Below are 12,660 nucleotides of genomic sequence, written 5' to 3' on the forward strand. Positions count from 1 at the left end.
TATGAATTTATTTGCTGATTCAACCTTCCCTTTAGTATATGAATGTCTTGGCTTACATAATTTGATTTTAAATCCAAAATCTTTTGCAAATGCTTTCATTTTATAATTTATTCTTCTTCCTTTTTCTTTTCTATCAACCCCTTTCTTTTAACATATTTTCTAAAATTAGAATATGTTCCTATATTTAGCCCTTCATCTTTTAATTTTTCATATACTGCTCGTATTGTAATTCCCTTTATTGATAACAATTCTTCTATCCTCTTTAAATAATTATCCAATTTGCTTTTCTTATTTCTTTTTTTTGGTTTCCCTTCATATGTATTTGTCAAGTGAATGGTGGACGTGATTACAATTGAAAAATGGACCAAAAAAATAAAATGTTGAACACATCAAGGTTTTGAATAGTATTAAATTTTGGTTAAGAATTATACCTCCTTTCAAAAAAAGAAGGATACCATTATTTCTTTATCCTTTTTGTACATTTTTGTTCATTTTTATTTTCCTCTTTTTGTTCTTTTTTATTTTACCATTTACAACCCCCGGCGAGAATGAGCTATTTTTGAGGATTAACAATCAAGGTTTGAGCGACTTTACTTTTTGGACATCGTATGAATTTGCCTTTTTAGACATCGTATTTATGATTATAGTCATCAAAATTAAATAAAAAAATAACAGCAAAAATATATCAAGTGATATAATAATTATGTAAAAATTTTTAATTTTAGAAAATAAAAAACTATTATAATTTTACTTAAATTTTACATAGTATAGTTGACTTCTTTTTTTTTTTTGCTAAAATTATTGTGAATTGAATAAGTGAAAATAATATCTTTTAATTATTCAGCAACATAATATAAAAATTATACATTCATAAAATTTTATTATGAATTATTAAGTTATAAAATTCGCAATATTGATCATAATATTATTAAATAAATCATATATAATAAGTGAGAAAAATTTAAAAAAATTTTTAATTACACACTAATCATTAGAAAACATTAATTAAATGCATCTAATCAGATATTATATCAAAAAAATTTTCATTTATCAGACGACTGAGTGATTCTGATATCAGGATTTTATGAAAAATTATAAAATCAAAAAACAGAGAAAAATATTTTACACGATGTTATGAAAATCCTGTAAACAAAATATTTGTGTAATTGATACTATAAATTTTTATTAAAAGGAGGATGGTAGGATGAATAGAAGAAAAATACTATTCATAATTTTTTTAATAACTATTATATTTCTATTAAACAGTTGTTTGACAAAAGAAACAAAAAAAACAGAAAGTGAAAAAATTAATATCGAATCACTTCCGAATATCGAGGAAACATTAGATTATTGGACTTTAAAAAGAGAAATTGAAATAAAAAAGGTTTTAGTTACCAGAGGAATTGATATAGAATCGGAAAATGTAAAAAAAGCTATTAATGAAGAAATAGTCAATTATAAAAATCAATTAAAGAAAAAACTTGATTCTGCACCAGAAAGCTTGAAGAATTATATGAAAAGTGTTGTTTTATATGATAGAATAATATCAAAAAACATAAATCTTAAGAAGCTTGAAGAATTAATGCTCAAAGGAAAAATTACCAGGGAAGAAATAGTGGAATTATATAAAAAAGAGGCAGAAAGAATTGGTTTCACAAAATATATATCTGAAATGTTTGAAAAAGATAAAATTATCGCTGATAATGTATATGTTAGTAAAGGTGTTTCAAGTTCTCTAAGGCATAAAGAATTAAGTACTTTAAGACCAGGTGATGTTCTTATTATTAAAAGTACCTCTTCTGGAGATAATAGCTCTGGTTCCAGCTCTGGTGGTGGTATGGGACATGCAGCAATTTGGACTGAACTTGGTGATCTAAAACTAGAAAGATTAGCAAAAGTTGCAATGGCAGCATGGTACAAACCTCCTTCAGGATCAGATGCACCTCATGAAAAATATGAAGTTGGATATGATTATAGACAATTATGGTCTGGAAAAATAGTTAAAAAGAATGAAGTGATTTATGGAATGTATGTTAGAAAATGGGTTAAAAAAGGATGGTTTAGTGGTTATTGGAAAAAAACTTCCGATTCAGAAGCATTAAATGCTGCTAATTATGCAAAAAAGCAAAGAGGTAAAAAATACCCAGATCCTGTTTCACTAGTTGCCACAACCAAATTAAACACAAATACATTTTATTGTTCATCTCTGGTATGGAGAAGCTGGAAAGAACAGGAGATAGATCTTGATCCAAAATGGTGGCCATTAAATCAATTATATGTAAGTCCTGATGATATTTACTCAGATGACAATACTGTAATGAAGTTTTCATATACAGGAATAAATTAAAAGAGAGGGGTAACTCCCCTTTTCAGGAGGTATAATATGAAAAAATATATTATATTGATTATAATGATATCAATATCAATATCAATCTTATTAAGCGGTTGTTATTTTGTAGAAGAAAAAATGGAAGAATATATACCACATCCTATTAACGAATTAAACGGAAAAGCATTTGCAATATTATCAAGATGGAAAAAACACCCTTTTAAAGGGGCATATATGATATTATATGATGTGGATAAATTAGAAGTTGCAAAGACAATTCCTTTACCAGGAATAGATGCTTTTATGGATACCGTTGCTTATAGAGATGGAAAATATGTATTTATTTCATATTCAACAAGAGAAGTGGGAATATTAAATGCAAAAACAGAAAATATCAAATATATAAAAATAGAACAACCAGGTTTATTAAATGGCATAACTAAATCTAATAAAATAGGTATAATGACAGACAAATATAATTTAGAAAAGGGAATGGCAATAAGCGTTATAGATGTAAAAAATGAAAAAATGGAAAAGGTTTATTGGAGTAAAGAAAATATAGATATCTTTTCACCTCCCAATTTTAGTGGTGAATTATATCCTGCAACAAATTGTATATATTTACAGGAATATCCTTTTGAAGATGGATATTCGAAATTTATGGAAATAAATTTTGATAATAATACAGTTAATGAAATATATAAACTAAAATATCCGCTCAATGCTCAAAGTTTTGTTTTTACAGAAGATAAAAGATATTTTTTTATTCGAATACATCCAAAATCCTGTTATTTAATACCACAAGATAAAAAACCTGAATGGGCAGGCAAAGCAGGTTTTTTACAAATAGATACAATAAAAAAAGAAGAAAAATTTATAGAGTGGCCATCGTCTAAATGGACATTTGATGGTGTTGAGCCGGATGATGTAGTAGTTGGAAAATATACTTTATTGAATGATTATATATATTTTTTAGTTGGATATTATTATTATATTGGCGAGGATGAAAAAACAAAATCCGTATTACTTAAATACAACATCAAAACTGGAGAGTTTAAAAAAGTTATTCCAGTAAGAGATGGATTTCCATGGGAAATATATATAGTCAAAGATAAAATGATTTTATTGGAAAATTATTTTCCATCTCCACTAACCATAACCGTAATGGATTTGAACACTGAAAAAATACTAATTAAAAATCAGGAAATTGATCAACATGAGTAAGGAGGAAAATAAATGAAAAAGTTACTTATATTATTTATTTTAGTTATTTCTATTAACATTTTTTCTATAACTTCCATAAACCCATTACCTTTTATTGAAGAAGGAAATTTAAAATTCGAATTTGTTGATAAAGCAAAATTTTCAATGAGTTATGGGGTTTTAAATTTCGTTGAAGTAGGCGGTGGAATATCAATAACAGAGGGAATAACAAAGATTAAAATTAATACAAATCCCATTAAACAAATTCCATTAACAGGAGCAATTAGTTTGGGATATTTTCCGAAGCTTTATTCACCAATTTTTTTATTAAATGGAATGATAGGATATAAAGATAAAAAAATAATATTATCAAGCGGTGTAAACATAACAGCAAATTTTTCTAATTTAATAACAATTTATGATATTTCAAGTTATAATACAGCAATATGGAATTTAAATAATTTTACTTCGATAAATATAGAAAACCTGCTAACCTGGACGGATAAAGGTGTCGCTTATTCTACTGTATATTTATATCTAAATGGCGAATTAAAAGATATTTTATTCATAAAAAACATAGATATATGTGGTGGAATAGAGGAAGATTTATTGACTAATAATTTGAATTTTATTTTCGGAGCTTCAATTGAAATAGATATACCAGAAAATATCAAAAAATTAAGAGTTTTATTAGAAAAAGAAATATAGCCTAAAGCAACACGTTTTTGGCCAGGGCCGTATTTAATGGCAAAGGTTCTAATCTTTCCTTTAAAATAAGGAGTAATAGACCATTTAATATCATAACGAACACAATTTCTCAAAAATATATCAAAGATTTTCATTTCCTCATCACTGTTCACTTGACAAATACATTTAAAAATAGCATTTTATTAAGTTTATATTTCGAAATATTACAAATTGTAACATTAGAAGATGAAAAATATGAATAATAAAGAATTTTATAACATGAACAAAAGATTTCTAAGTGGAAACAAAAATCATGTTATTTTGCCCTTTTATAAAACACACTAATAATCATACATACATAAGATAAAAAAACACTTGAAAGTCATATGGAAACTGGTAAAATAAGATTCGAGGGGGTGGAAAAATGAAAAAAATAATTATATAATATACAAATTCAACTACTCATTCGTTTAATCCAAAAATTCAACAGGAAATTAATAATTTAATTAAACTATTTTCACATTAATTATATTATAACAAACTTTGATAATTGTAACAAAAAGCCGGCTATTAATATCTAGTACTAGTAAAGAACATCTGAGTTGCTCGATTCTGACGTCAGAATAACTTAATAAAAAATTTTATAGAAAGGAGGTATTTTATGCCAACGCCAGAAATGGTTACAAGCGATATAACTTGTTGGAGATGTTTAGCTTGTGCTTTTTGTGGGCTATCTTTTACAGTTATTTCAGCTTTATCAGGATTAAGCACAGCCTCTTAATAGTATTATAGGGAATGTTTAAGAAGACTATAATATAATAGAGAATAAGGTGAAAAATTTTATTGCAAATATAAATAATACTTATGGTATTTATATTAATTTTCAAAAATCACCAAAATATCGTTCTTTAATTATAAAAGATAATTACAATATTTATCCTAAAGTAGCTTCAATTGAACTAACAAATAAATGTAATATAAAATGTTTACATTGTTATGGAGATTTTAATAATAATTTGAATAATTTTATTAGTTTAAATGATGCAAAAAAAATTCTATATGAGCTAAAAAATTTAGGGGTAAATATTATTGAACTAACCGGAGGAGAAATAACAACATATCCATTTTTAAAAAAAATTATAACCTATGCTCTTGAACTAGAATTTAAACAGATAGGATTATTAACAAATGGAATATATATTTCTGAAGAAATTATGAATACTATTATTTTAAATAAGTCAAAAATATTTATTCAAATAGACTTACATAGTTTAAATGATGAATATTTAAAATGGTTTACTAGAACTTCTAATTCTTTAAATAAAATAAAAAACAACATATATATACTTGCAAAAAATAAAGTTAATATGAGAATTGCAACAATTGTTACTCCAAAAAATTTAGATGAGATTGAAGAGATTGCAGATTGGGTATATAATTTAGGGATAAAATCTTTTGGTATCAGCCCGATTATAGAATTAGGAAGAGCAAAAAACATGAACAAAAATTTATATTTAAACGATAATGAATATATTCAGTTGGATATATTATTGGATAAAATAAACAAAAAATATCCAAAATTTCTATCCCTTATAGAATTCGGACAATTAAAAAATTCTAATTGTGGATGTATTTCATCTCATGTTGTAATCTCAGCTACAGGTGAAATAAAAATGTGTACAATGGATAACATGAAATACTTTAATAGTAATTTAGGTAATGCCATAAAACAAAATATAAAGAATATTTATGATATCAACTTGAGAGGTGAAAAAATGAAATTAATACTAAATCTTATAAAAAAAGAATTTTTTCTTGCAAAAAATTATTTATTGATAACCCTTGCTACTGCAATATTTATTCCACTGTTTGTAAATAGTAAAATAGGTAATATTGGAGGAAGTTTTATAATTTTTTTCATTACAGTTATTTATACAGAATATCTTTTATATAATTCAATTTCAATAGTGGAACATAAGTACAAAGGTTCTTATTTACTCAGTGCAACACCATATTCTAGAAATACACAAGTAAAGGCAAAATATATATTTATTTTGATAATTTTTTTCATATGTTTTCTTCTTTATAGTGCGGTTTCTATAATTTTTGCTATTCCAAAATTAAATCTATTTTCAACTGGATTAACGTTGTTAATAACAAGTATTTTTTTTGGTCTTATTATTCCAATTCAATATAAATTTGGATATGAAAAAACAAAATATATTTCTGCAACTTTGATTTTTTTAACCCCTTTTTTATTACCTAAATTTTTACAAAATATAGCATCAAAAAATTATACTTTTAAAAATTCAGAACAAGTTTATATTTTATTGTTTTATTTACTTTCAATAATATTCCTATATTTTTCAGCAATTATATCAATATATATTTATTCAAAAAAAGATTTTTAATAAAAAAATTGAAAGGAGATTAATAAAATGGAAATGATTATGTTTGTAATAGCGTTTGTTGCTATTATTGGAATATCAGAATTAATAAAAAAATGGATTAATAAAGATAAGTTTTAATAAGTATTTTTTCTTCGAATAAAGTACATGTTTCTATCAGAAATGCCATTATGGGAAGTATTTATATACACAATATTTTCAAGATTAATCTATAAACCCAATTAATCATTAACATCAAATAATAGCGAGAATATAAAATTGCATCAATACATTAAACAAAAACTTAACCATAAAAATATATCAAGTGATAAAATAATTATGTAAATTTATTAAATTTAAGAAAAGAAAAGTTGATTATAAATTTACTCAAAATTTACTTTATATCGTTGACTATTTTTTTTTGCTAAAATTATTGTAAATTGAATAAGTTGAAATAATATCTTTTAATCATTCAGCAACATAATATAAAAATTATACATTCATAAAGTTTTGTCATGAATTATTAAGTTATAAAATTCGCAATATTTAATCATAATATTATTAAATAAATCACATGTAATAAGCGAGAAAAATTTCAAAAATATTTTTAATTACACACAATAATTAAAAAATATTATTTAAATATATTTACGTAGAGATTATATCAAAAAAATCCTTACAGGCAAACTGCCTGTAGGGAGTAATTATATGTAGGAGAGATGTTGATGAATTTAAATCTATTGGTTAAATACATTATAATATATACTTTTAAAAAAAACCCATTATTATCAATGATATATTTTATTATGGAAATGTTTAGTTACTCAATGCCAGCAATAAAAATAATAATAACAGCATCGTTTATTGATACTGCTCAAATTGTTATTAAAGAAGGAATGATAAATAAAAAATTCGTATTCATTTCTTTTATATTTTTTATGATATTTTTTATAAACTATTTTATAAACATAGTAACGAAACAAATTTATATCAAATTATCCAAAAAAGTAGATTGTGAATTTGAAGGGGATATATTAAAGAAAAATGCTAAACTGAAATATGAAATACTTGAAAATCATGAAAATTATGAATTAATTGAAAGAATATATGATAATTCTGAAAATGCAATAACAACAGGATTAAGTGAAATAAGTGCATTTATAAAAATAATAATAGAAATACTATCAATATCTGTAATAATATTAAAAAGCAGTATATTAATAGGATCAATAGTAGTTATATTATTAATATTCATGTCAATAATAGGATATTATAGCGGAGAACAGGAATATGATTCATATACAGAATCTATGAAATATTTCCGCAAAGCTAAAGTATATGATGTAATGCTAAACTCTGGAGAAATGGCAGATGAAAGAGTATTATTTGATTATGGGAATAATGTAGCTGATAAGTTTGAAGATTTATATGAAGAAGGTAGAAAAATAGACATAAAAATAACAATGAAAAACATTGCAAGAATAAAATCATTAAGTGTTTTAATGGCAATATTGGCCTTTGGTATTTCAGCAAGCTTATTGTCAATTTTAAAATCTGGAAGAATAACATCTGGAATGTTTATCAGTATAACAGGTGCAGTATTCAATTTAATACATCCAATGTCCTGGACATTTTCAAATATAGTAAAGGATTTAGTAAGACGTATTAATTATATGAAAGATTATCAAAGGTTTATAAAATTACCGGAAATAGAGAAAGATTTTGATAAAAAAATAGAAAATAAAGAAGAGGTAGAAATAATAGAATTTAAAAATGTATCATTTAAATATCCAAATTCAGATAAATGGATATTAAAAGATTTGAACCTTAAACTGGAAAAAGGAAAAACATATGCATTTGTAGGGGAAAATGGTGCAGGAAAAACAACAATAATAAAATTATTACTTGGATTGTATGAAAATTATGAAGGTGAAATATTTATAAATAATAAAAAACAAAAAAATATGGATTTAATAGATTGGTATAAATATTTTTCTGTAGTTTATCAGGATTATGTAAAGTACCCTTTGACTTTAGAAAAAAATATAAAAATAGGAAACATAAAAAAAGAGAATCCTGAATTATTTGAAAAATCATTGAATTTAAGTGCGGTAAAAAAAATAATAGAAATTTTACCTGAAAAGGAAAAAACACAACTTGGATACATAAATGGAAAAGGAAATAATCTATCAGAAGGGCAATGGCAAAAAGTTGTTATAGCAAGAGCCCTATATAGAGATGCACCAATCCAGATATTTGATGAGCCAACATCAGCACTAGATCCTCTAGCAGAAAGAGACGTATTCGAAAAATTTTTTTCAATACCATATACATCTATGAAGATTTTAATTACACATAGATTGGGTGGAATAAGATATACAGATGAAATAATAGTTTTTTCAAATGGCCAAGTGATAGAAAGAGGAAATCATGATGAATTAATAAGAAAAAAGGGGATGTATTATGAAATGTATGAAAAACAAAGAAGATGGTATGGTGAATAAGAAAATAAACCTCTTTTATGTATTTATTTATATAACAAAAATATCACCCTTAAAATTTTTTGTACAATATCTATTTGCAACATTCGATGCAATATTTTTAGGACTAATAACTGTTCAGATGCAAAAAGTATTTGATAATGCTATAAAATATTTTAATAATAATGGCGAATATAAAACAACATTAATCAACCTTATATATTTAATGCTTTTTTCAATATTGTCTGAAATATCAAGTGGAACATCCGAATATTTTGGAGAATATTATCATGATATTACATTAAAAACATTGCTAAAAAATTTAAATCTAAAGATTTCAAAAATATCACCAAATTTTTTTAATGAACCGAAAAATAGAGATGTAATTAATTCTGCAATAATTGGTGCAAAATCGATAAGAAGTTTATTAAATGTAATTATGGATTTATTATTTTTATACCTACCATATTATATTTTTATAGAGTTTTATTTGATTTCTCTAAATCCATTATTGGGTATAAGTATATTATTGATATTTATGCCCACAATAATTTCCCAAATAATAAAAAAGAAGTATTATGAAAAACTTGAAGAGCAACATGCTCCCTTGAGAAGAAAAAAGGAAGCATATTCATCTTATATAAAAAATAAAGATTATTTAAAAGAGACAAGAACATTAGGAGCAACAGACTATATATTTAATCTGTTTAAAGAAACCGCTAATAATTATCATAATTTAAGATTGATATATCAGAGAAAGATAAATAAAATAGAGGCTATTTCAAAATTAATAAATATAATTGGTTATATGGGAGTTTTGGGATTAAGCATTTATTTAATAGTAAATGGAAAAATAACAGTTGGTGCATTTGCTGCTGTATATGCATCTCTCTCAAACCTCTTCGGTCTTATGGAAGAAATATTTGAATATCGTCTTGACGATATTGTAGAAATATATGGAAAGGTAAAAAAATATATAGACTTTTTAAATTTTGATGAAAAAATAACAGGAGAAAAAAGCATCATTGATGAAATAAAAAACATAGAATTAAAAAATGTATCTTTTATATATCCATCAGGAAAAATGGCAATTGAAAATATTAATTTAAAAATGAAAAAAGGGGATAGAATAGCTATTATTGGGAAAAATGGTGCAGGAAAAACAACATTATCAAAATTAATATTGGGATTATACAGACCAGAAAATGGCGAAGTATATTATAATGGAATTGCTTCCTCGTTGTTATCATTAGAAACAATAAGAAAAAAAGGGACTGCTGTATTTCAGAATTTTAATAAATATAAGATTTCTTTGAGAGAAAATATATCTATCAGCAATATGAAAGCTGAAAAAAATGATAAAAAAATTAAAAATGTTTTGAATTATATAGGATTAAATTATAATGATAAAAAATTCACCAATGGTATAAATACAATATTATCAAAAGAATTTGAAGGGACAGAACTTTCGGGAGGTCAATGGCAAAAAGTAGCAATAGGAAGAGGAATATTTAAAGATTATAATATTATAATACTTGATGAGCCAACATCAGCACTAGATCCTCTAGCAGAAAATGAATTATATGAAAAATTTGAAGAGATTAGTAGAGAAAAAATAGCAATAATAATAACTCATAGATTGGCTTCTATAAAATTTTGCAATAAAATAGTGATTATGGACAATGGGAAAATAATTGATACAGGCACTCATGAAGAATTGTTAAATAGATCAGAATATTATAAAAAATTATGGTATGCTCAGACAGAATTATATGTGAAGGAAGAAGATAAATTTTGAGTTGGAACTATCCAAAGTATTATCATTCATTAATATTTACAATAATAGCATCAGCAGGAATAGATGTAAAAGCAGAAGAATTAACAAACTTAGGAAGAAGCGACCTTGTAATAGATTTTGATGAAAGGATATATCTTTTTGAAATAAAAGTAGATAAAAATGCAGAGGAAGCAATAAACCAGATAAAAGAAAAGAAATATTGTGAAAAATACAAAGGAAAAGAAATATATATAATAGGGATAAATATCAATTCAGAAAAAAGGAATATTGAGGATTATATAATTGAAAAGATATAACTGCACATAATCTCATCAATCAAAATTCTTTCATTATATTCAAAAGAGTAATAACCAAGAGCAACTCGTTTATAACCAAAACTATATTTAATGGCAAAATCACGGATTTTTCTCTAAAATTCTTCATATTTTTTAAAAGCTCAGTGATGAGTTTTTTTCTTGCTATGAAAAATAAGCAGCCATCGCTATAAGACATACCTTGGTAGTATAATATAAACTGTGTAAAAATAAAAAAAGGAAGAGAAAAATAAAAAAAAAGTGAAAAGAATGATATTTGGTGGAGGGATCACAATACCAAGGAAAAGGAAAGAAGAAAATGAAAAAATTCTTGGTAAGGTTAGAGGTGTAAAGGATATTTTAATTGCTTCTGTTGATGGATTAACAGGTTTTTGGGATAAGCTATCAGCTTACTTTAAATATTCAGGACCTATTAGAAAGCTGATATATACCATAAATTCCATAGAAAATGTACATCGACAATTTAGAAAAATAACAAAAAATAAAAGTGTATTCCCAACAGATGAATCATTAATAAAAGCAATATATCTTGCAGCAATGAGAGTAACAGAAAAATGGACTGGTAGAATCAGAGATTGGGAACAAATATTAAATGAACTTAGAATATATTTTGGAGATGATAGAATGCCTATATTTTAAAAAAGATATTTAGAAAAATTAGATAAAATCACAATTGAATATTAAACTCATTTTGAAAAGTGAATATTACTTAAATCACTGCACAGAAATGTGCACAAAAGGATAAGAACAAAAAATTGAATATTCATTAAAAAGAAAAATTCTCAACTAAAATCTAACACAAAAATTATTATAAATACTATAAAATTATAACTCTAACATTTAAATTTCACAAAGTGTATTAATTTTACGAAAAACTAAGAAAAAACTTTATAATTAACGATATTTTATGATAATGGTATATAATTAGATATTATCAATTTATACAGAATTTTGGATAGTCCCTCCAATAAATATAGAAAACATTTATAATTTATAGTAGCTCCCATGTTTTTTTTATTTTTATTACAATATCCAAGCATATACAACAACGCCAGGAGTTATTCCTGGCGTTGTCTATTTAATTGAAAATATCTATTAATTTAATTAGATGAATTTTTAAGAAGGTTAATAGCCTCTTCAAGAGTAATATCAAATATATTGTTAGTTAAATCTTCAATTGTTTTTATATCCAAGTAATCAAGGTTATTTAAGTATGGAACAATATTATCTCCAAATTTTTTGAATAAAAGACTTTTTACGATTGTTTTTTCGCCTTCAAATTTTCCTTTTTCAATTCCTTTTTCAATACCTTTCTCAATACCCTTCTCAAAGCCCTTCTCAATTCCTTTTTCAAAGCTTTCCTTTAACGATTCATCTATTGCTTTTACAAAGTTTTCAAACATTCGAAATTCCTCCTCTCCACTTTCAATGTTTATCTCTATATTTTCAATTCTATTCTTTT

At 24.6% G+C, this 12,660-nt stretch carries 7 protein-coding genes and 3 pseudogenes; 8 read left to right on the plus strand and 2 right to left on the minus strand.

What is annotated here, in order from left to right; all coding sequences use genetic code 11:
• A pseudogene (locus tag XO12_RS10565) lies at positions 1-317 on the minus strand (hypothetical protein); the annotation flags it as partial.
• An 887-nt stretch (positions 318-1,204) separates the two neighbouring features.
• Between XO12_RS10565 and XO12_RS10570 the strand changes: the two are divergent.
• From XO12_RS10570 to XO12_RS10605, 8 genes and pseudogenes are all read left to right on the plus strand, one after another.
• Entirely contained in the window at positions 1,205-2,347 is a 1,143-nt protein-coding gene (locus XO12_RS10570; protein WP_047266257.1) for a hypothetical protein, read from the plus strand.
• A gap of 36 nt (positions 2,348-2,383) precedes the next feature.
• On the plus strand, positions 2,384-3,553 hold the full coding sequence (locus XO12_RS10575) for a hypothetical protein (protein ID WP_047266256.1): 1,170 nt from the start codon (positions 2,384-2,386) through the stop codon (positions 3,551-3,553).
• A gap of 12 nt (positions 3,554-3,565) precedes the next feature.
• On the plus strand, positions 3,566-4,240 hold the full coding sequence (locus XO12_RS10580) for a hypothetical protein (RefSeq protein ID WP_175420290.1): 675 nt from the start codon (positions 3,566-3,568) through the stop codon (positions 4,238-4,240).
• Between the two features lie 809 nt (positions 4,241-5,049).
• Positions 5,050-6,630 (plus strand): ABC-2 transporter permease, encoded by a 1,581-nt coding sequence (locus XO12_RS11675; RefSeq protein ID WP_175420291.1) that lies wholly within the window; start codon positions 5,050-5,052, stop codon positions 6,628-6,630.
• A gap of 701 nt (positions 6,631-7,331) precedes the next feature.
• Positions 7,332-9,110 carry an ABC transporter ATP-binding protein gene (locus tag XO12_RS10590; RefSeq protein WP_175420292.1) on the plus strand — a complete coding sequence of 593 codons (1,779 nt, stop codon included), beginning with the start codon at positions 7,332-7,334 and terminating at the stop codon, positions 9,108-9,110.
• On the plus strand, positions 9,070-10,884 hold the full coding sequence (locus tag XO12_RS10595) for an ABC transporter ATP-binding protein (protein ID WP_047266254.1): 1,815 nt from the start codon (positions 9,070-9,072) through the stop codon (positions 10,882-10,884). The genes XO12_RS10590 and XO12_RS10595 overlap by 41 nt, the downstream gene beginning before the upstream one ends.
• Before the next feature lie 14 nt (positions 10,885-10,898).
• Positions 10,899-11,180 (plus strand): annotated as a pseudogene (locus tag XO12_RS10600) (PD-(D/E)XK nuclease domain-containing protein); the annotation flags it as partial.
• Between the two features lie 267 nt (positions 11,181-11,447).
• Positions 11,448-11,837: a transposase gene (locus XO12_RS10605; protein ID WP_047266252.1), complete on the plus strand. Its 390-nt coding sequence runs from the start codon at positions 11,448-11,450 to the stop codon at positions 11,835-11,837.
• A gap of 461 nt (positions 11,838-12,298) precedes the next feature.
• On the opposite strand, the pseudogene XO12_RS10610 reads toward XO12_RS10605, so the two are convergent.
• A pseudogene (locus tag XO12_RS10610) lies at positions 12,299-12,660 on the minus strand (flagellar biosynthesis protein); the annotation flags it as partial.

Source organism: Marinitoga sp. 1154 (assembly GCF_013363285.1).
Lineage (GTDB): Bacteria > Thermotogota > Thermotogae > Petrotogales > Petrotogaceae > Marinitoga.

Bases quoted from the DNA above. Each gene is read 5' to 3' on its own strand.
- XO12_RS10570 (WP_047266257.1), top strand. From the start codon at position 1,205: ATGAATAGAAGAAAAATACTATTCATAATTTTTTTAATAACTATTATA.
- XO12_RS10575 (WP_047266256.1), top strand. From the start codon at position 2,384: ATGAAAAAATATATTATATTGATTATAATGATATCAATATCAATATCA.
- XO12_RS10580 (WP_175420290.1), top strand. From the start codon at position 3,566: ATGAAAAAGTTACTTATATTATTTATTTTAGTTATTTCTATTAACATT.
- XO12_RS10590 (WP_175420292.1), top strand. From the start codon at position 7,332: ATGAATTTAAATCTATTGGTTAAATACATTATAATATATACTTTTAAA.
- XO12_RS10595 (WP_047266254.1), top strand. From the start codon at position 9,070: ATGAAATGTATGAAAAACAAAGAAGATGGTATGGTGAATAAGAAAATA.
- XO12_RS10605 (WP_047266252.1), top strand. From the start codon at position 11,448: ATGATATTTGGTGGAGGGATCACAATACCAAGGAAAAGGAAAGAAGAA.